This is a genomic window from Rhodococcus sp. OK302, assembly GCF_002245895.1.
In the GTDB taxonomy this organism is placed as follows: Bacteria; Actinomycetota; Actinomycetes; order Mycobacteriales; family Mycobacteriaceae; genus Rhodococcus_F.
Window position 1 is genome coordinate 2,470,798 of sequence record NZ_NPJZ01000001.1, and the last position, 20,036, is coordinate 2,490,833.

The window sequence follows — 20,036 nt, forward strand, 5'->3', positions numbered from 1 at the left end:
TTCTTTTACGTCTTGCGCATGTACATCCGCACGGTGAGCGGTGCCATCACCGCCACGATCACGGCGGCGCCCACCAGGGACCACACGACGTGAATGCCGAAGTGACCGTCATTGGCCAGTTCGCGGACTGCGGTCACCAGGTGTGAGACGGGGTTGGCGTTCACGAACTTCTGAAGCCAGCTCGGCATGGTGGCAGGATCGACAAACGCGTTGGACAGGAACGTGAGCGGGAACAGTACGAGCATCGAAACACCCTGCACCGTAGAAGCTTTGTTCATCATCACTCCCATCAGCGCGAAGATCCAACTGATCGAGAACGCGCAGACCATCACCAGGATCGCGGCCGACAGAATGCCCACAGCTCCACCGGCGGGGCGGTAGCCCATCGCAAAACCGACGATGAACGTGATGGTTGTCGCGATGCCGTACCGCACGACGTCGGCAAGCAAAGCACCGGACAGGGGAGCGATGCGCGCAATCGGCAGAGACTTGAAGCGGTCGAACACACCCTTGTCCATGTCTTCACGTAGCTGAGTGCCGGTGACGATGGAACCGGTGATCACTGTCTGAACCAGGATACCGGGGATGATCGTCGGCAAGTAGGCCGTGACATCGCCGGCGATGGCACCGCCGAAGATGTACGTGAACATCAGCGTGAAGATGATGGGCTGAATGACGACGTCGAACAACTGCTCCGGATTGTGCTTGATCTTGAGAATTCCGCGATACGCCATGGTGAAGGTATTCGCGAAGCTCTGCTCGAGACTGATTCGCCTCGGAACCTGGTCGGTGACCGGAGATTGGGGAGTGGTCAGCGTAGTGGTCATGCGGGAATCCGATCGGAGTCGTTGTCGGAATCGGCGTCGTTACGGCTACCGTCTTCGGGCTGATGCCCGGTGATGGTCAGGAACACTTCGTCCAAACTGGGCTTTTGTACGTTGATCTCGTCCACGGCGATGCCGCGTTCCCGCAGGCGAATCAGCAGGTCAGCGGTGACGGACGGATCGCTCATCGGAGCGGTGACCCGGCCGACCTCGGGAGTGACGGCAACCTCGACGCCCAGCATCGACGCGATGATCGACCGGGCTTCCTCGGTGCGATCCCGCTCCACCAACTTGAGGTGCAAGGAGGAGATGCCGACCGAAGCCTTGAGTTCGTCGGCTGTGCCGTTCGCGATCACACGACCGCGATCGATCACCGCGATCCGATCGGCGAGCTGGTCCGCTTCGTCGAGGTACTGGGTGGTGAGCATGACCGTCGACCCCTCGGCGACCAGACGGCGGATCGTCTCCCACATCTGAGCGCGAGTTCGCGGATCGAGGCCGGTGGTGGGCTCGTCGAGGAACAGCAACGGCGGGCGGGCAATCAGGCTGGCGGCCAGATCGAGGCGTCGACGCATACCGCCGGAGAAGTTCTTGAGCGGCTTCGTGGCAGCGTCGGTCAGGTCGAACTCCTCGAGAAGTTCGAGCGACTTCTTGCGAGAATCTTTGCGGCTCAAGCCGAGCAACCGCGAGAAGATCACCAGATTCTCGGTGGCGGTCAGGTCTTCGTCCACTGAGGCGTACTGCCCGGTCACTCCGATCAGCGACCGAACAGCAGTCGGCTCGCGGCTAACGTCGTGGCCGAAGATTCGGGCCTCCCCGCCGTCGGGGCGCAGGAGTGTGGCGAGCATGCGGACCGTGGTGGTCTTGCCTGCTCCGTTGGGACCGAGAACTCCGAATACCGTGCCGGTGGGAACGGTGAGGCTGACGCCGTCGACGGCGCGGTGCTCGCCGAACTTCTTGACCAGGCCCTCGGCTTCGATGGCAAAAGGCGAAGCTGTGTGGTTCATGGTGTAAAGCCTGACAGAGTGCGCTTGCATATGCCTTGCACGGAACTTGCGGGCTCTTGCACGGAAATTTCAGTGAGGAGCATCCCATTCAGTTGGATGGGCCGAAAGGGCCAGTTTTGTGGCCTTGATCAGGACGAATCGTAACATTGCGTTATGCCCCGTAATGGAAATTTTGTGAAACCTGCCACAAACCGACGTGCGCTCAAATACGCTGCTGCCAAGTTGGACGGCATGGCGGTTCCGCGACCGAACGCGAGTGGATAAATCGCAACTCGGTCGGAGCAGGCCAGGGCATGGCGTCCGAGACGTAGCAATCAACACGCAAAGGACGCGTTCGTGAAGTTGAAGAGAATGACACCCGCAATAGCCGCCCTCGCAGCATTCGGCCTGCTTGTATCAGGCTGCAGCGACAGCAGCGGGGACACCGGTGGCGACAATCCGAACGCCGCGACCGGCGCTCCCATCAAGGTCGGTCAGATCATTCCCATCGAGGCAGCCGGAGTCGGCTCCGTCGCCTATGCCGCAGGCACTGTCGCGTCGGTCGACGCATTCAACGAGCGCGGCGGCGTGAACGGACGCCCACTCCAGCTGATCCAGTGTGACTCCAAGGGCGACCCGAACACCGAAGTCGACTGCGCCAACAAGATGGTCTCCGAGGGGGCCGTCGCAACGCTCGCGGACTTCACCCCGATCTCGTCCGAAGCGGTATCGAAGATCCTGCAGGACGCCGGTATCGCGCGCATCGGGTTGAACCCGGTGAATATGTCCGACTTCTATTCCACGAACGTGTACACGCCGTTCTCGGGCTCGCTGCTCAACCTCTACGGGATGATCGACATGCTCGTAGCCAAGGGCCAGACCAAGCTCACCCTGATGCGCCCCGACCTGCCGGTCACCGCGCAGCTGGTAGGACTGTTGACGCCGGCCGTGCAGGCGAAGGGCGCCGAGATCGTCAACGACGTCGCCGTCGGTGCGGGCGCGACCGATTACACGCAGTTCATCGCTGCAGCCGAGCGCAACGGCGCACAGGGAGTGATCCTGGCGCTGGGCGCATCCGACGCCAACCCGATCTCTCAGGCGTTCGAGCAGCTCGGATCGAAGTTGGTCTTCGCGCTGGGTACAGCAGGATTCTCGCAGGCAGACCTGCAGGACCTCGGTAGTTTCGCTACGACCTCGACGTTCACCAGCCCGACTCCGGCGCCGTCCTCGAGCACCGATGACTTCCCCGGACTCAAGGACTTCCTGGCCGACATGGACAAGTCCGGCAAGGAAGAGCTCGAGCGCGCAAACCTCAATGGCGACGCCACGTACCCGTGGTTGTCGGTGCGTGCGTTCGGCGAGGTTGCGTCGAGTCTGAAGGACATCAACAAAAACACCGTCATTCAGGGACTGGAGTCCGCCAAGGATCTCGATATGGCCGGTCTGATCAAGCCTTGGACCCCGAGTGCTGTCGAGCCGTTCGGAATCTTCCAGCGGGTCTCGAACTCGATGATGTACCGCATGACGTTCGACGGTGACGTATTTGTCACCGATCCGACGCAGTACGACCTTCGCGCCAACTGACCCGACCCACCCTGGAGTTTTGACGAATGACTGAGTTCTTACAGTTTGCGATTCTCGGCCTGGGAGCGGGCTCTGCCTACGCGCTCCTGGCGCAGGGCATCGTGCTGGTTTATCGAGGCTCCGGGGTGGTGAACTTCGCTCAAGGTGCGATCGCCATGGTCGGCGCCTATATCTGCCTGGAAACTCTTCGGCACGACCAAGGTTGGGGTCTGCTTCCGGCTGCCATCGCAGCCGTCGTGGTGGCCGGACTGATCGGACTGGCATTTCAGATGCTGGTGTTGCGGTGGCTCACAAATGCCGCGCCGATCGTCCGGCTTGCCGCCACTCTCGGCCTGATGGTGATCTTGCAGGCCGGGGTGCAGCAGTACTACGGCAGCACGGCGATCCGTGTGAAGACCTTCCTGCCGGACGCTGCGTACCACTGGGGAGACATTGTGGTGCAACAGGATCGGATGATCCTGCTGGGTATCGCGGTGGCGTCGACTGCCGCGCTCTGGGCCTGGACCAAGTTCACCCGGGTGGGCTTGGCCATCACCGCATCTGCCGAGAACGAGCGAGCAGCAGCCGCGCTCGGCTGGTCGCCGCAGCGCCTGGCTGCGCTCACCTGGACCATCGGCGGCGCGCTCGCCGGTGCGGCCGGAATCCTGGTGGCGCCCTTGACCGGGCTCACCCCGTCGGCCTTTGTCGTGATCGTGACGGTCTCGGCACTTGCCGCAGCTCTTCTGGGCGGATTCCGTTCCTTCCCGCTCACCCTGCTCGGCGGATTGCTGCTCGGCGTGGGCGAGAGCCTGGTTGTCCTGTACCAGGACAATCTGCGCGAGCTGCTCGGAATGGAGACGCTCACCGGCGTCAACCGCGCCGTGCCGTTCGCGGTGATCCTGGTCGTGCTGGTCGTACGAGGCAAGGGGCTGCCGTTGCGCAGCCATGTATCCGAGCGGCTACCCAAGCTCGGATCCGGCGAAATCCGTTGGGCGGGTGTCGGACTCGCAGTTCTGGTGGCCGTCGGCATCATCCTGGCCGGCGGAGACTGGCTGCGGTCGCTGACCCTGACGCTGGCCGCTGCCGTATTCCTGCTGTCCATCGTGGTCCTGACAGGTTTTGCCGGCCAACTCTCGCTCGCCCAGTACACCGTCGGCGGTCTGGGTGCGCTGTTTGCCGCGCGCCTCGTCGGCCAGGCCGGCTGGCCGCTGGTACCCGCAGCAGTGGTGAGCGTGATTGCCGTGATCGCGATCGGTGTGGTGTTCGCGCTACCCGCATTGCGCACACGAGGGGTGAACCTTGCCGTGGTCACCCTGGGGCTCGGATTCACGATCCAGGAGATGGTGTTCAACAACCCGACCTTCACCGGCGACAAGCTCGAGGGTTCGGTAAAGATCAGCCACCTGAGCTTGCTCGGGCTGGACGTGACACCCAGTAAGTATCCCGAGCGCTGGGCACTGCTGTGCCTCATTGCGCTGGTCGTCTGCGGTCTCATGGTCGCGAATCTGCGGCGCTCGCGCACCGGCCGACGACTCATTGCTGTGCGCACCAACGAGCGGGCCGCAGCGTCTCTCGGCATCAGTGTTTTTGCGGTCAAGATTTACGCTTTCGCGCTGGCCTCCGGATTGGCCGCGGTGGCGGGCATTCTCCTCGGTCTGCGCAACACCGCAGTGACCTATGTCGAGTTCAACGTGTTCGCGTCGATCAACGCCGTGGTTCAGACGGTAACCGGTGGTCTCGGGTTCGTATTGGGTAGCGTCATCGGCTCATTCATGGCGCCGGGGGCTCTCTTCAGCCGAGTGTTGTCAGGTTTTGCTCTGGCAGCTCTGCTCGGCGGTGTGATCCTCATCGTCACACTGCTCACGAACCAGAACGGCATCGCCGACATGATCTCCCAAGGCCTCCGGCGGATTCCGGGGCTGGCCAAGCTGGGGAAGCGCTCCACAGGGCGTGGCTATGAGCTTTCCGACGAATTGCCGACCGGTACGGTCACCCCCGTGCCGCTGACGGTGCGCGGATTGACAGTGCGATTCGGCGGCGTCACCGCTGTCGACGGCGTCGACCTTGATGTCGCGCCCGGCCAGGTAGTGGGCTTGATCGGACCCAACGGTGCCGGTAAGACCACCCTGATCGACGCGATCACCGGATTTGTCAGCCCGGCGGCGGGAGCGCTCACGCTGGGGGACAACGACATCACCGGCTGGTCAACCGCACGGCGGTCCCAGGGCGGGCTGCGCCGGTCCTTCCAGTCGCTCGAACTGTTCGAGGACATCACGGTCGGCGAAAACATCCATGCCGGAGCCGACGAATCCACTTGGCGCACCTGGCTTGTCGACCTGATCCGTCCGGGCCGTCACCCGCTCTCCCCGAGCGCTTCACGGGTGGTGCGAGACTTCGAACTGGAAAACGACCTCGATGTATTGCCGGGCGAACTGTCCTACGGCCGGCGTCGACTCGTGGGTATCGCCCGGGCAGTCGCGTCCGCTCCGTCCGTCATCCTGCTCGACGAGCCGGCAGCCGGACTGGACGACGCCGAAAGCCGCGAACTAGCCGTCGCCATCCGGCACTTGGCCGTGCAACGAGGAGCCGGCGTGCTCCTCATCGAACACGACATGGGCCTGGTCATGTCCACCTGCGATCAGATCGTGGTACTCCAGGCCGGGCGCGTGATCGCGGCCGGCACGCCGGCAGAGATCACTGCCAGCGAGGCCGTTCGCGAAGCGTATCTGGGTAGCGAAAAAGAGACGACGACGGAGGCAGCGCAATGACCATCACGAGCGAGAAGACGGTGGCGTCCGACGTAGTCCTCGAATGTCGGGGCCTGAGTGCAGGTTACGACGGAGCGGTGGTCTGCCGCGACCTCGACATCACAGTGAAGGCCGGGGAGGTGGTGGCACTCATCGGCGCGAACGGCGCCGGCAAGTCCACCACCATGCTCACGGTCTCGGGCGAACTCGCCCCGATATCGGGCGAGTTGTCCGTGCTCGGTTCCGGGAAGCGTTCTTCACTGGCGACTCTGGCACGGCGCGGCCTGAGCTACGTCACCGAGGAACGGTCCGTGATCATGGGCCTGACCGGGGCCGAAAATCTGCGTCTCGCAGGCGTTTCCGCCGACGCCGCGTGTGAGATCTTCCCCGAGCTACGGGCACTGCTCAAGCGGCCGGCAGGCTTGCTGTCGGGTGGTGAACAGCAGATGTTGACGCTGGCCCGGGCTCTGGCCCGGGAGCCGAGGCTCCTGTTGGCCGACGAGCTGTCCTTGGGCCTCGCGCCGCAGATCGTGCAACGACTGCTCGCCGTGGTCCGGGAAGCAGCGGACAGCCGCAATCTCGGAGTGCTTCTGGTGGAACAGCACGTGCGGCAGGTACTCGAGGTCGCGGACCGGGTGTACGTCATGCGCCGCGGCAAGGTGATGCTGGAAGGCACCGCGGCGGAAATCGGCGCCGACATCGATGCTGTGCAACGCGCCTACCTGGCACAAGGCCCGGACCTTTCCGAAGAAGAGTAACGGGTAGATCGATCAACTTCTGCGCCGGTGGGTCGGACGTGTGGACTGCTGTTCCGCACGTCCGACCCACCGCTGTTTCACGAGCTCATACAAATTGAGGTTGCTCGATGATCTGCACATCGGCGTTGGGATCCTCGGCGCGGACCGCGAGAGCGAGACCTTCCATAAACCTTTTGTACATGCTGTAGCCCAGCAATTGTTTCGGGGTGACCGGAATGAAGAACATTGTTTGCTGGGTTGTCTTGAACATGTCGATCTTGCTTTTTGCGCTTGAACAGTCGCCTTGATTTGTTATGTGGACGTCGAAGGTCATCATGCTAGCGCCCACCCATGACCGAATTGAGTAGCTGATGGTGCCGGCTTGGCTTCCTTCGAACCTGATTTTTGCGGTGCTTCCGGCATTCTCGGCGACGTAATGCGCCAACTCGGCCAAGCGGTCAGCGCTGAGTCGGCCGCTGACGGTGATGTGCGAATTCGAGAGTTTGTGAGTGGCGACCATCGGAACTCTGCCTCCTGGAATTGGGTGGATGTCGTGTATCAGTAAGGTCCGTTGGGGTTATTGGGATAGTGAGGTTTGTCGGGATACTCAGTTGGATAGGGTGCCGGCGGTGGCGGTGGTGGTGAGCCTGGGAACAGCTGGCCACTGGGGTACTGCTGGCTATTCGGGTACTGCTGCGCACCTGGTGGAGGAGCGATCGGGGGAGGCGTCGATCCCGAGCGATTCAAAAGATTTTTCTTGACTTGCTCCCATCTACTGCGATCTCGTGCCCACCGAACGGCACCGACAATGCCGCCGACGATCGCGATCACGAGGATCCACCCGCCGAACCCTGATTTTCCGGAAACCTTGGGGCCCCGTTTGGCAAGGAATTCGGTCGATTCCGAAACGTTCACAGTAGAGAGATGTTGGGTTGCGAGATTGTGCAGTTCGAGGAGTGCGCTCATGATCGTTTCACCTATTCGAAGTACGGCGATGCGTCTTTGTCCAAGATTTCGTCCGACAGTTCCAATGAGAAGATAGTTAGCTGAAGTATCTTTATTGAGTGTAGAAAAAGATTACTACCAGGCCTTCTCGGATATGGACAGGCTCATGTTTTCCGGAGGGTCTTTACGATTTGAAGATTAACGCAGGGGTGTAGTGCTGAACAGTCCTCTGTATGAATGACAGTGCGATCCGTAGTGGAAGTCTCGGTTCGCACAATTCCGTCTAACTGAAGCGAGCCACCAATGCCGCGCGGTCTACCTTGCCGGGCCCGCGCAGGGGGAGTGCATCCACGATGAAGAGTTCGCGGGGCGCGGCCGTCGCATCGACAGTGCGCTGAGCATGTGACCGCAGTTCGTCGAGCGTGGGCAGTGCTCCCTCGGGCACGACGACGGCCACAACCCGCTGCCCGAGACGGGGATCGCTGACACCGATGACAGCGCACTCCCGTACTGAAGGATGGTCGATCAGTGCAGCCTCGACCACCTGCGGTACGACGGTCAGGCCACCGGTCGAGATCGCTTCGTCGAGGCGCCCGCTGATGCGCAGGATACCGTCGATTACCGATCCGGCGTCGTCGGTGCGGAACCAGCCAGGCTCGGTAAAAGCGGGATGGTCGGGAAGCCCGCGGTATCCCGACGCCAGCATTGGTCCGCCGAGCAACACCCGGCCGTCGTCGATGCGGATTCTTGCTCCGGCCAACGGGATTCCGTCGTACACACAACCCCCGGCGGTCTCGCTCATGCCGTAGGTGCGCACGACGGTGATGCCCGCAGCAGTAGCCTGCTCGAGAACCGGTGCCGGAGTTGCGGCGCCGCCCAACAGGACTGCGTCGAGAGAAGCGAGGGCTTCGACGGCGCCGGGATTGCCGAGTGCCTTGACCAACTGGGTGGGTACCAACGACGTGTACCGGCGCGGTCCGCTCATCGACGCAATGGCGACGGAAAGTGTTGCGGGAGAAAAGCCTTCACTGACGTCGACAATCACAGGTTCGGTTTCGGCAAGCGCGCTGCGGAGCAACACCTGCATCCCGGCTATGTGATGAGGGGGCAAGACCAGCAGCCAGGATCCGGGGCCGCCCAGGCGTTCGTGGGTGGCCTCGCCGCTGGCTCGCAACGCGTCGGCGCGCAGCATTGCGCCCTTCGGAGTGCCCGTGGTGCCAGAAGTCGCTACTACCAACGAGATACCATCTTCGATGGCCTCGTTCGGATGCAACGCATCGGTGAGCCTGGCGGTTTCGCGGATATCCGCGGCCGGGACGGGGAGTACGGCATCGTAGTTGCCATCGAGAATTTGCGCGATCCGCGGCATCAGTCCGAGGACAGCTTCGCCCTGCGGAACCGGCAGCGTCCGAAGGGTATTCACCGTCGGTCGTCCGGTTCGGCCAACGGCCAACCGCCCACCGCGAGATGGCTCCGAACCCGGTCGACATCGGTTTCCAGAGGCATCTCGTTGGTGATCTTGGTGATCAGCACCTGGATATCGGTTTTCTCGATCGGGAGATCGCCATCCTCGATCAACGCGTCGGCGACGGCGTCGACCTCGATTTCGGAGAGTCGACGCGTCAGCAAAGCGAACAGCGGAATGTAGTCCTGTTCGGGAACACCATTGGGATAACCGGCCCGCAACCAACCGACTATCGAGGTGAGGAAGGGCGGAAGGGCCATGGTGTCAGCTCACATCTCGAACTTCGCTGCTGACGTTGTCCTCGGTGACGGGCCACCCGCCTGCGCGAAGACGCGCGGTCACACGGTCGACGTCCTCTTCGGACGACTCCTCGTTCAGGATTCCCGCAATGATCGCCCGGATGCTGTCGTAGTCGACGTGCCGGTTCGGAACTTCGTGCGCGGACTCGATGGACAGGGAGACGACCTGTTCGATTTCTTCGTCGGTCAGGCGTCGACGCAAGACGGCGAGCAGCGCAAAATGATCTTTGTCCGGGATTCCTTCGGGGTATCCCGCCCGCAGCCAGTCGAGCACGGTGCGCAATGAATACTTGCTCAAATCCTCGGCCTCATTTTCGTTTCGGTAGTGGAGTGGGTATACAGCGATGCCCAACTCAGAAGACGTTGATCCCGAACGTACTGGCCAAGAAGTTTTTCATCAGCAGCAGGATTCCAGCGAAGATCGTGATGAGAACAACAGCGAAGCACAGGTAAGCGCCAACTCGGCCGAGTGGGCTCGGTCCGTCGGTGCCGTCGGCGTTCTGCAAGCTCAGGGATTTGAGGCCGAACGCGAAGATCGCGGGCAATCCGGCTCCGAAGAGTAGTCCGACGGCAACTACCTGCCAGAGCGAACTGAGGGTATCGGTGATGAGGTGCATTCTCGTCTACCCCTTTCAGGAGTTGTGGGTGGTCTCGGGGGACGGTTCGGGATCTGCGACGGTGACGGACTGATTCTCGTCCCATTCCGCCGTCACGTTGGCGGCGTCTACGGGTTCTTTACGCGAACGCAGGTACATGAACACGGCGAAGGCGATCAACGCGGCGAAGACGATCAGCACGCCGGTAAGGCCGCCGATGTAGTGCGCGAGTGCCCAGCAGATTGCGCCGACGATGGCCGCCGACGGGAGCGTGATCAACCAAGCTGCGCCCATCCGGCCCGCGACGCCCCAACGGACTTCGGCGCCCTTGCGGCCCAATCCGGTGCCGAGGATGGAACCGGTGGCGACGTGGGTCGTGGAGAGGGGGAGTCCGAGGTGGCTGGACGTCAAAATGATGGCAGCGGACGACGCTTCAGCTGCGAGTCCCTGCGGCGCCGCGATCTCGACCAGGCCCTTGCCCAGTGTGCGGATGATGCGCCAGCCGCCGAGATAGGTGCCCAGTGCAATGGCTACGGCGCAGGTGAACTTCACCCAGAAAGGCATCTCCGCATCTGCGGTGATGGACCCGTGGGCGACCAGGGCCAAGAAAATGACGCCCATCGTCTTCTGGGCGTCATTGGTGCCGTGCGCAAGTGAGATCAGTGAGGCGGTGCCGACCTGGCCGAAACGGAATCCGCGCTCACGCTCGTCTTCTTTGACGGAGGCCGTGATGCGGTACACGAGTTTGGTGCCGACACCGGCGACCAGCGCTGCGACAACAGGCGCGAGGAGTGCCGGGAAGATGACCTTGGTGGCGACGCCACCCCATTCGACTCCACCCATGCCGATGGAAGCGATTGCCGCACCGATCAATCCGCCGAACAGAGCGTGTGAGGAGCTCGACGGCAAGCCGAGCAGCCACGTCGCGAGGTTCCAGATGATGCCGCCCACGAGGCCGGCAAAAACGATCAGCAGTAGGTCTTGCCCACTGACGGTGTTGAGATTGACGACGCCTTTCGCGACAGTCGCTGCAACCTCGACGGAGAGGAAGGCGCCGACCAAATTGAGAATGGCGGAGAGTGTGACCGCGACCTTCGGTTTGAGTGCGCCGGTGGCAATGGATGTGGCCATTGCATTGCCTGTGTCGTGAAAACCGTTCGTGAAATCGAACGCGAGGGCGGTGACAACTACCACCAGGAGGATTACGAGCTCTGCGGTCACAACGTGAATTGTGCGTATCGAACGCGTAAAAGTACAGCGAACAACCGGCATCCGGACAGCATCACAGTCGACGCAGGGCACTTGCGCTGCAGCACTGCAGTTGAGGGCGTGTTCAGACGCACCGACGGCAATTGCTGTGGCGCGTCTCACGTTGCCATCGCGCATGTCGGAAAGGCACATTCGGCGGTTCGGACACTGGGCATGCGAATGCCCGCCACGGGATCCGTGGCGGGCATTCGGACATCTGTGAAGCCAGAGCTACTGAGCCGGCGGTCGAGAATCGCGGCGGATCGGATGATCCTCCGGAATCTGAACCATGACGATCGGTGTTCCGTCGGGGTCGGCGATCCACATCTCATGCAGACCCCATGGTTCCTGGCGGGCCTCGCGGGCAATCTTGACGCCGGCGAGGACCAATTCGGCCTGGGCTGCAGTGAGGTCGCGGACCTGCATCCAGATCGCGCCGCGGAACCCGCCGCTGCCGGTGCCGCCGTGCGCCGCGACCTCGACCAAACCTTGCCCGACGAAAAAGACCGTGCCACCAGGGTATTCGCGGGCAATCGCCAAGCCGAGAGTGTCGCGGTAGAAGCTCAGGGTCAGCTCGTAGTCCGCGGGGCGCAGTATCGTCCGGCTGCTCAGAATCTCCATGAAGAGTCTCCTGTAATTCTCAGAAATACCAGGGGTAGGGGGTCCAGTCGGGATCACGCTTTTCGAGGAACGAATCGCGGCCCTCCACAGCTTCGTCCGTCATGTACGCCAAACGTGTTGCCTCACCGGCAAACAGCTGCTGACCGACCAGGCCGTCGTCCTGCAGGTTGAAGGCGTACTTGAGCATGCGCTGGGCCTGCGGCGACTTGCCGTTGATCTTGCCGGCCCACTCGATGGCGACGTTCTCGAGTTCAGCGTGGTCGACGACCTTGTTGACGGCGCCCATCCGATGCATCTCTTCAGCGGTGTACGTCTCGCCGAGGAAGAAGATCTCGCGAGCGAACTTCTGTCCGGTCATCTTCGCGAGGTAGGCGCTGCCGTAGCCGCCGTCGAAGCTTCCGACGTCGGCGTCGGTCTGCTTGAAGCGTGCGTGTTCACGGCTCGCGAGAGTGAGATCGCAGACGACGTGGAGGCTGTGGCCACCGCCGGCGGCCCAACCGTTGACGAGGCAGATGACGACCTTCGGCATGAAGCGGATCAGACGCTGGACCTCGAGGATATGGAGGCGACCGGCGCGAGCCTTGTCAACGGTATCCGCCGTGTCACCTTCCGCATACTGGTAGCCGCTGCGGCCACGGATGCGCTGGTCGCCGCCGGAGCAGAAGGCCCAGCCGCCGTCCTTCTCACTGGGGCCGTTGCCGGTGAGCAGCACTGCGCCGACGTCGGACGTCATGCGGGCGTGATCGAGTGCTCGGTACAGCTCGTCGACGGTGTGCGGACGGAAGGCATTTCGTACCTCCGGACGGTCGAAGGCGACACGAACTGTGCCTTGACTGACGTGCCGGTGGTACGTGATGTCGGTGAGATTCTCGAATCCGGGAACGGGGCGCCAGAGCTGCGGGTTGAAGGTCACTTCAGCAACCATAGATGTAGACACGCTGACTCAAACGGATACCTGGAGTAGAACATGTTCTCGGGCGCGCTAACGTGCAGGTCATGAGCGAACACACCGCAGACGGTACGGAGATCGTGGCAGACGAGGAAACGCGCGGCGGGTTTCCCGTGTTTCGTCAGACTCCGGCAGGTCCGGACTTCGGTCGTTTCGTCGAAGCGATGCGCCGGTTGCAGGACCTTGCAGTGTCCACGAACGTGCCCGACGACGTTCTCAGCGAGATCGTCGTCAAGGCCGAGGAATTGGCAGATCGTCTGGCGCCGTTCGAGGTACCGGAAGGTCGATCGCCCGCCGGATCGAACATTCATCTTCCGGGCCGCGGAAGCCTCCTCATGCTTCCGTGGATGGTCGAGAAATTCGACGACGGAGTTGTGCGCAGCACCGGTATGTTCCGTCGCTACCACCTGGGAGGCAATGGTGCCGCTCACGGCGGAACCTTGCCGCTGCTGTTCGACGACATCTTCGGAATGGTCGTTCACGCGGGCGGCCGTCCGATGTCCCGTACCGGCTATCTCCACATCAACTACCGGGCCATCACGCCGCTGAACACGGAACTGGTGATCGAAGGAAAAGTGGATCGGTTCGAGGGTCGCAAGACCTTTGTCAGCGCGCGCCTGACCGACCTCGACGGAAAGCTCCTCGCTGACGGTGAGGCGCTCATGATCGCTCTGCTTCCCGGGCAACCCTGACGTGTTTCCGTCGTACGACGATCTGATCGCTGATGCCCTCGTAGTTTCTCTGCCCCTGCGCGTGCGCTTCCGGGGAATTACGACGCGTGAGGCGTTGCTTCTTCGTGGTCCGGCCGGGTGGGGCGAGTTTGCGCCGTTTGTCGAGTACAACGACGAAGAGGCGTCGCAGTGGCTTCGCGCGGGGATCGAGGCGGCGTGGCTGGGTCCGCCGCCGTCGCTCCGCACAGCGGTTCCGGTCAATGCGACGGTTCCCGCGATCGACGCGTCGGCGGTGCCGGAACTTCTGGAACGTTTTCCCGGCTCTCTCACGGCCAAGATCAAGGTCGCGGAAAAAGGGCAGTCCTTGGCCGACGACGTGGCGCGAGTCAATGCGGTTCGTCGTCACATCCCGAACGTGCGCGTCGACGCCAACGGTGGCTGGAACGTCGACGAGGCTGTCGCGGCTCTGCGAGCGTTGACCGAAGACGGTGACCTCGAATATGCGGAGCAGCCGTGCGCGAGCGTCGAAGAGTTGGTTCGGGTCCGTGCTGCGGGAACCGGCGTGCGGATCGCTGCGGACGAGAGCATCAGGCGCGCCGAAGATCCGCTGCGGGTGGTGCGCGCCGGGGGAGCCGACGTGGCAGTGGTGAAGGTGCCCCCGCTGGGCGGTATGCGGGCCGTGGTGGCGCTCTCGGCGCAGTTAGCTGAGTACGGAGTGCCGGTAGTGGTTTCCAGTGCACTCGACACGGCTGTCGGGATGTCTGCAGGGTTGGCTGCGGCGGCGGCTTTGTCGGACTTGCCTTTTGCGTGTGGACTCGGCACCGGCGGTTTGTTCGTCCGGGATGTCGCGGTTACCGGAAAAGCAATCGAGGGTGCTTTGCCTGTAGGTGTGGTCGAGCCTGATCCGGCACTGCTCGAGGCGTTGGCCGCGACACCGGATCGCCGCAGTTGGTGGCTCGACAGAGTTCGCCGGTGCCATCGGATACTCGGTAATCGCGGCGAGTTCGATTTCGTATAGTCTCGGGCCCGACCTGATGAACATCAGTGCAGAATGAAGGGATCGAAAGTGGTTGTAGCTCTGAACGAAACACTGCTCCAGGAATCACGGGTTCCCGCGGTCGTCGCGGACGTGCAGACCTTGATCGACGCAGAGGTTTCGGATAAGTCGGGGGCCTCAGGGCTAGTTCTCAAGGGTGGCTACGGCGCAGTCAAGAAGGTGAAGGCATCCATCGTGCCGGACGCCGTCACCGCGCTTCTGCCGGCCTTCGTGGCAAAGCTCGAGCCGTACTGGCAGGAATTCTCCGCTTCGGGCGACGCCAGCTTCGCCGAGTTCATCACCGCTCGCGGAGACGCCGTTGCCGACTCCCTCCTCGAGGTGACGGACGAGCGTATCGACGGCAGCGACAAGGCAGTCATCAAGTCGACGTACTCCAAGCTGCGTGGCTCGGCCAAGAAGCACGTGACGGCAGCTCTGCCGCGTCTGGGTGATCTGATCCAGAAGCACGCTGCCTAAGTTTTTCGCAAGACAAGAGCGGCCGGGGAGTTTCGACTCCCCGGCCGTTCTCAGTTGGCCGCGTGGCCGACGCGCCAGAAGCCCGTGAATGAGATGTCTTGTTTCGCAAAGTTACGGTCGTTGACGAGGTGGCGTCGTAGTCCGGTTGTCAGGGCCTGCTCGCCACCTACGAAGGTGTACGACGGCCCCGTTGGCAGCTCGGCTGCTCGGACTGTCTCGAGCGCGAGCGTGCCAGGCTTGGCCTGTGGGTTTTCGCGGACGAGCCAGTGGACGTTGACGCCTGCTAGTTCAGGATGTTCTTGCTTGTCGTCGACGTGCGGAATCTCGATGAAGACCTCGGCGCGCAGATCGGTGGGGGCGGAATCGAGGATTCCGAGGATCGCGGGCAGTGCGCTCTCATCGCCGACCAGCAGTTGCCAGGTGGCGTCGGGCCCGGGGTTGTAGATGAGTCCCTCGTCCAGGACACCGACCTTGTCGCCGGACGCGGCATTCTCAGCCCAGGCCGAGGCCGGCCCGATATCGCCGTGGAATGCAAAATCGATGTCGATTTCGGGAGTTTCTCCGAAAAGTCCCGCGCCGGCGGCTCGATAGGCGCGGACCGTATAGGCGCGAAGAATTGGCCGGACGTCCTTGGGGATGCGGAGGTACTGGGCGTACCAAAGAGCACTTGCCGCACTCGGTAGTCGCAGTTCGCCGTGACGGGACTGAGGAATCTCGCCGTGACCGGCCTGGGGGATGAAGATGCGGAACCACTGATCGGCACCCATGGGCGTGATGGTGGAGAGTTCGTCGCCGGCGATCGTGATTCGGATGAAGCTGGGGCTGATTCGTTTGTTTGCCACGACTTCTGCAGTCGCGACACTGCGGGTCGCAGGTTTCACGAATTTCGAGCGCTTGGCCATGGCTGGGTACCCCGATCAAAGACAATAGGTCAGGCAACCCTAACTTACGTTAGGTGGTTCGGGGAGTCCGGGGGCGCTCCTTGACGATCACCTCGGGCGGTAGACCCCACTCGGCCCGACCCAAACGGCTCATCGGCGCCAACGCGCCGAAATCGGGCAGACCATCGTCGCCGAGCGCTTCCGATTTCACCACAACCGCGACGACATTCCCCATCACCACAAACGAATTGCCCACCTCGATCACCTGGTGAAGCGTGCATTCGATCGCAATCGGGGAATCTGCTACCCGAACCGGACGTACCCGCTCACTCGGTTCATTCTTGATGTCGAGTTCGAGAAATTCATCGGCATCAGCGTCGTAGAACGCCGAACTGTCGTTGACGGCATCCTGCAGCGACGCCGTCGCCAGATTGATCACGAATTCGCCGGTCGCCTCGATATTGCGCAGACTGTCCTTACGGCCCACCGAGGTGAACTGCACGATCGGCGGGGTAGAGCTCGCCACAGTGAAGAAGCTGTAGGGAGCCAGATTGCCGACGCCGTCCGACGAGAGCGTCGACACCCACGCGATGGGCCGCGGGACAACCGATGCCGTGAGTAGCTGGTAGAACCGGCGGGGTTCGGTATCGGCAGGATCGAAGAGTGTGCGCACTCACACATCGTGCCCCCTCAGACGCGCACGCTCCCACATCTGACACTCTTGAAGCGTGAATCCGTCCACAGCACAAGCCACAGCCGTCGTCGACGAACTGGTCCGCGGTGGCGTGCGTGAAGTCGTGCTCTGTCCAGGCTCTCGCAACGCACCTCTTGCATTTGCTCTGCAGGCCGCAGACCTCGAGGGACGGCTGCGTCTGCATATGCGGATCGACGAGCGGACGGCAGGCTTCCTGGCGCTCGGCTTGGCGATCGCCGGCAAGCGTCCGGTGCCCATTGTCATGACCTCCGGTACAGCTGTTGCCAACCTCGGACCGGCGGTGCTCGAAGCGAACTACGCCCGAGTCCCCGTGGTGGTCCTGAGCGCCAATCGGCCGTACGAAATGCTCGGAACCGGAGCCAACCAGACCGTCGAGCAGCTCGGATTGTTCGGCAGCCAGGTGCGCGCGACAATCAGTCTCGGTTTGGCAGAAGACGATTCAACACAGAACAGCCAGTGGCGCTCGGCAGTATGCCGGGTCCTCGCTGCTGCGCGTGGCACTCGCTCCGGCAACGCCGGACCCGTTCACTTCGACATACCGCTGCGCGAGCCGCTGGTCCCGGACGTTCACCGGCAAGGCCCCGTTCCGGAAGGCCGCCCCGGCGGAGCAGCCTGGACTACCACGCAGAACGCGACGCTCGACGTTCCCGTCGACCTGGATCTCACCGCCGATACCGTCGTCATCTCCGGACACGGAAGCGCGCTGCGCCCGGAACTTGCGGGACTGCCGACCGTCGCCGAACCCACCGCGCCGATGCACGGAATTCCTCTCCACCCGCTCGCGCTGTCCCAGCTCAAGCCGAGGCAGGCCATCATCACCGGCCGCCCCACCCTGCACCGTCAGGTGTCCAAAGTGCTGGCAGATCCGAGCGTCGACGTGTACGCACTGACCACCGGCCCGCGCTGGCCCGACGTCTCCGGCAACGTGCTCGCGACCGGAACTCGAGCGGTTGTCAGCGGAACCCCCGACCCCGCGTGGATCAAGCGATGCGTTTCGTTGACCGATCACGCCGACGCCGCTGTTCGTAAGCAACTCGACGCACATCCCAAGGCGACGGGGCTGCACGTTGCCGCTGCGGTGATGGGCGTGCTCACGGACGGTGACCAGTTGTTGCTCGGCGCCTCCAACCCGGTTCGGGACGCAGCTCTCGTGAGTTACCCCAAGCCGACGGTTCGTGTCCTCTCCAACCGCGGTGTCGCCGGCATCGACGGCACAGTCTCCGCGGCCGTCGGAGCTGCGCTGGCGTACGACGAGGGACGCACCGTCGCGCTGATGGGCGACCTCACGTTCCTCCACGATGCATCCGGCCTCCTGATCGGTACGGGCGAGCCGAGGCCGCGGGACCTCACGATCGTGGTCGCCAACGATGACGGCGGCGGCATCTTCGAACTGCTCGAACAGGGTGACCCGCAGTACGCCGGCGTTTTCGAGCGAGTTTTCGGAACGCCTCACGGTATGGATCTGGCGGCACTGTGTGCGGCCTACCGGGTTCCGCATACAGCCGTGGGCGTCGACGGACTTGCGGCGGCGTTGGCGCAACCCGCCGGCGGTATCCGAGTTCTCGAAGTGCCGACCGACCGCAGTGGCCTGCGCGAGCTTCATGCATCCGTGCGAGCGCAGCTGTGACAGAAGCTGTTCTCCGTCGTTTCCGCATCGGAATTCTGGTTGTTGCGATCGGTATCTCGGTTCTCGCGGTCGTACTTGTCCTCGGCGCGTGGCGCAACGACCGGACCATCGAAGCCGACATGGGTACGGCAACTGCCGAGGTGCTCTCGGCCGGTTCTCTACGTTCCGCAATCAGCTTCGTCACCCCCGACGGTGCAAACCGAAACCCGCCACTCGGAGTTCTCTATCCCACCAATCTGACTGTGGGACAGCGCATCGAGGTCGAGTACGCGAAGAGTGACCCCGACCTGGTGCGAGTAGCCGGACGTAATGCTTCCGTCGCCCTGATCCCCGCCGGATCGGTCATCGTCGTGACGTGGCTGCTGGTGGGACCGATGATCTGGTACCTCCGCAAACGAGAAAGCGCGACCCGTATTCCGAAGCCCGACACCTCGAATTAGCTTGCTCTTCACACGAACACGGCGTGGACTTTTCCCGGTCCTGTCACCGTAATCGGTGTGAGAGTAGCCATCGTTGCGGAGTCCTTCCTGCCCAACATGAACGGCGTCACCAACTCGGTACTGCGCGTGCTCGAACACCTCGACCGGGCCGGCCACGACGCCCTGGTCATCGCGCCCGACACCGTTGGCTCAGAACCATCCGCGCCAACCGAACACGAAGGCGTACAGGTTATTCGAGTGCCTGCCGTCATGGTGCCCAAAGTCAGTTCGCTGCCGGTCGGATTGCCGGGGCCACGGCTGGTTTCGGCGGTCCGTGAATTTGCGCCGGACGTCATACACCTCGCGTCGCCCTTCCTGCTGGGAGCCGGGGGAGTGGGCATTGCCCAACGTCTCCAGGTGTCCACCGTCGCGGTCTACCAGACCGACGTCGCGGGCTTCGCAGAAAGCTACGGACTCGGCATCGCCAGTCGGGCCGCGTGGGCGTGGACCCGGCGAATACACAAGAGCTGCAACCGGACCCTGGCGCCGTCGACCGCGGCTGTCGACGCCCTCGCAAAACACGGCATTCCTCGCGTCCACAAGTGGGCCCGGGGCGTCGACGCCCAACGATTTGTACCGTCGCGTCGTAGCGCGGAACTGCGCCGGACCTGGATCGGCGACGCAGACCGTCTGGTTATCGGATTTGTCGGACGGCTGGCGCCCGAGAAGCACGTCGAACGGCTGGCTGCGTTGGCCGGAGATCGGAGTTTGCAACTCGTTGTTGTCGGCGACGGGCCGGACCGAGACCGCTTGCGCACGTTGATGCCAGACGCGATCTTCACCGGGCAGCTCGACGGGACTGCCTTGGCCGACGCCTATGCGAGCCTGGACGTATTTGTGCATCCCGGCGAACACGAGACCTTCTGCCAAGCGGTGCAGGAAGCCCTCGCGAGCGGCGTGCCCGTCATCGGGCCTGATGCCGGTGGCCCACGGGATCTGATCTCGCATTGCCGCAACGGCTATCTGCTCCCGGTCGGGAGGTTTACCGACCTGCTTCCAGGCGCGGTCGACGCGTTGCGTCAGCAGGATCTACGAGCAGCACTCGGCACCGCTGCCCGGCGTTCGGTGTTGCACCGAACCTGGCCCGCCATCTGTGACGAGCTGCTGCGCCACTACGAAGATGTGGCGGGTCAGGGGTGGCGCACGAGTGCCCGAGCAGCCTGAACACCT

General features: G+C 62.9%; 21 protein-coding genes. 9 read left to right on the top strand and 12 right to left on the bottom strand.

The window, feature by feature from the left end:
• Window positions 1–5: 5 nt before the first annotated feature.
• Both BDB13_RS11575 and BDB13_RS11580 read right to left on the bottom strand, forming a co-directional pair.
• Window positions 6–827: an ABC transporter permease gene (locus BDB13_RS11575; RefSeq protein ID WP_094271771.1), complete on the bottom strand. Its 822-nt coding sequence runs from the start codon at window positions 825–827 to the stop codon at window positions 6–8.
• Window positions 824–1,831, bottom strand: a complete 1,008-nt coding sequence (locus BDB13_RS11580) for an ATP-binding cassette domain-containing protein (RefSeq protein ID WP_094271772.1) — start codon at window positions 1,829–1,831, stop codon at window positions 824–826. The genes BDB13_RS11575 and BDB13_RS11580 overlap by 4 nt, the downstream gene beginning before the upstream one ends.
• A gap of 336 nt (window positions 1,832–2,167) precedes the next feature.
• Between BDB13_RS11580 and BDB13_RS11585 the strand changes: the two genes are divergently transcribed.
• From BDB13_RS11585 to BDB13_RS11595, 3 genes are read left to right on the top strand one after another with little or no spacing between them, the layout of a single operon-like run.
• A complete protein-coding gene (locus BDB13_RS11585; protein ID WP_141210635.1) occupies window positions 2,168–3,394 on the top strand; it encodes an ABC transporter substrate-binding protein in 1,227 nt (408 codons plus the stop codon).
• Between the two features lie 26 nt (window positions 3,395–3,420).
• Entirely contained in the window at window positions 3,421–6,141 is a 2,721-nt protein-coding gene (locus tag BDB13_RS11590) for a branched-chain amino acid ABC transporter permease/ATP-binding protein (protein WP_094271774.1), read from the top strand.
• On the top strand, window positions 6,138–6,878 hold the full coding sequence (locus BDB13_RS11595; RefSeq protein WP_094271775.1) for an ABC transporter ATP-binding protein: 741 nt from the start codon (window positions 6,138–6,140) through the stop codon (window positions 6,876–6,878). The genes BDB13_RS11590 and BDB13_RS11595 overlap by 4 nt, the downstream gene beginning before the upstream one ends.
• Window positions 6,879–6,963: 85 nt before the next feature.
• Here BDB13_RS11595 and BDB13_RS11600 read toward each other — a convergent pair whose 3' ends face one another.
• From BDB13_RS11600 to BDB13_RS11640, 8 genes are all read right to left on the bottom strand, one after another.
• Window positions 6,964–7,377 carry a hypothetical protein gene (locus BDB13_RS11600; protein WP_094271776.1) on the bottom strand — a complete coding sequence of 138 codons (414 nt, stop codon included), beginning with the start codon at window positions 7,375–7,377 and terminating at the stop codon, window positions 6,964–6,966.
• A 708-nt stretch (window positions 7,378–8,085) separates the two neighbouring features.
• Window positions 8,086–9,225, bottom strand: coding sequence for an o-succinylbenzoate--CoA ligase (gene menE, locus BDB13_RS11610; RefSeq protein WP_094271778.1), 1,140 nt, complete (start codon window positions 9,223–9,225; stop codon window positions 8,086–8,088).
• Window positions 9,222–9,527 (bottom strand): DUF3349 domain-containing protein, encoded by a 306-nt coding sequence (locus tag BDB13_RS11615; RefSeq protein ID WP_094271779.1) that lies wholly within the window; start codon window positions 9,525–9,527, stop codon window positions 9,222–9,224. Before BDB13_RS11615 ends, menE begins: the two co-directional genes overlap by 4 nt.
• 4 nt (window positions 9,528–9,531) lie before the next feature.
• Entirely contained in the window at window positions 9,532–9,864 is a 333-nt protein-coding gene (locus BDB13_RS11620) for a DUF3349 domain-containing protein (protein ID WP_094274854.1), read from the bottom strand.
• A gap of 55 nt (window positions 9,865–9,919) precedes the next feature.
• Window positions 9,920–10,183, bottom strand: coding sequence for a hypothetical protein (locus BDB13_RS11625; protein ID WP_094271780.1), 264 nt, complete (start codon window positions 10,181–10,183; stop codon window positions 9,920–9,922).
• A 15-nt stretch (window positions 10,184–10,198) separates the two neighbouring features.
• The gene (locus tag BDB13_RS11630; protein WP_094274855.1) at window positions 10,199–11,383 is read right to left on the bottom strand and encodes an inorganic phosphate transporter; all 1,185 of its coding nucleotides are present in this window, start codon (window positions 11,381–11,383) and stop codon (window positions 10,199–10,201) included.
• Window positions 11,384–11,641: 258 nt separating this feature from the next.
• A complete protein-coding gene (locus BDB13_RS11635) occupies window positions 11,642–12,031 on the bottom strand; it encodes a VOC family protein (RefSeq protein ID WP_094271781.1) in 390 nt (129 codons plus the stop codon).
• A gap of 19 nt (window positions 12,032–12,050) precedes the next feature.
• On the bottom strand, window positions 12,051–12,944 hold the full coding sequence (locus BDB13_RS11640) for a 1,4-dihydroxy-2-naphthoyl-CoA synthase (RefSeq protein WP_094274856.1): 894 nt from the start codon (window positions 12,942–12,944) through the stop codon (window positions 12,051–12,053).
• 83 nt (window positions 12,945–13,027) lie between these two features.
• Between BDB13_RS11640 and BDB13_RS11645 the strand changes: the two genes are divergently transcribed.
• The 3 genes from BDB13_RS11645 to BDB13_RS11655 are packed head-to-tail and all read left to right on the top strand — an operon-like array spanning window position 13,028 to window position 15,164.
• Window positions 13,028–13,672, top strand: coding sequence for a PaaI family thioesterase (locus tag BDB13_RS11645; RefSeq protein WP_094271782.1), 645 nt, complete (start codon window positions 13,028–13,030; stop codon window positions 13,670–13,672).
• A gap of 1 nt (window position 13,673) precedes the next feature.
• Window positions 13,674–14,669 carry an o-succinylbenzoate synthase gene (locus BDB13_RS11650; RefSeq protein ID WP_094271783.1) on the top strand — a complete coding sequence of 332 codons (996 nt, stop codon included), beginning with the start codon at window positions 13,674–13,676 and terminating at the stop codon, window positions 14,667–14,669.
• Between the two features lie 48 nt (window positions 14,670–14,717).
• A complete protein-coding gene (locus tag BDB13_RS11655; RefSeq protein ID WP_169632687.1) occupies window positions 14,718–15,164 on the top strand; it encodes a DUF6918 family protein in 447 nt (148 codons plus the stop codon).
• Between the two features lie 50 nt (window positions 15,165–15,214).
• Here BDB13_RS11655 and BDB13_RS11660 read toward each other — a convergent pair whose 3' ends face one another.
• Together BDB13_RS11660 and BDB13_RS11665 are read right to left on the bottom strand one after the other, a co-directional pair.
• Window positions 15,215–16,066, bottom strand: coding sequence for a siderophore-interacting protein (locus BDB13_RS11660; RefSeq protein WP_094271785.1), 852 nt, complete (start codon window positions 16,064–16,066; stop codon window positions 15,215–15,217).
• A gap of 49 nt (window positions 16,067–16,115) precedes the next feature.
• Window positions 16,116–16,718, bottom strand: coding sequence for a flavin reductase family protein (locus tag BDB13_RS11665; protein ID WP_094271786.1), 603 nt, complete (start codon window positions 16,716–16,718; stop codon window positions 16,116–16,118).
• Window positions 16,719–16,773: 55 nt separating this feature from the next.
• Between BDB13_RS11665 and menD the strand changes: the two genes are divergently transcribed.
• The 3 genes from menD to BDB13_RS11680 are packed head-to-tail and all read left to right on the top strand — an operon-like array spanning window position 16,774 to window position 20,030.
• On the top strand, window positions 16,774–18,387 hold the full coding sequence (gene menD / locus BDB13_RS11670; RefSeq protein WP_094271787.1) for a 2-succinyl-5-enolpyruvyl-6-hydroxy-3-cyclohexene-1-carboxylic-acid synthase: 1,614 nt from the start codon (window positions 16,774–16,776) through the stop codon (window positions 18,385–18,387).
• Complete coding sequence (locus BDB13_RS11675) at window positions 18,384–18,827, top strand: DUF3592 domain-containing protein (RefSeq protein WP_094271788.1); 444 nt, start codon at window positions 18,384–18,386, stop codon at window positions 18,825–18,827. Before menD ends, BDB13_RS11675 begins: the two co-directional genes overlap by 4 nt.
• Window positions 18,828–18,884: 57 nt before the next feature.
• Window positions 18,885–20,030: a glycosyltransferase family 4 protein gene (locus BDB13_RS11680; RefSeq protein WP_094271789.1), complete on the top strand. Its 1,146-nt coding sequence runs from the start codon at window positions 18,885–18,887 to the stop codon at window positions 20,028–20,030.
• The last annotated feature ends 6 nt before the right edge of the window (window positions 20,031–20,036 follow it).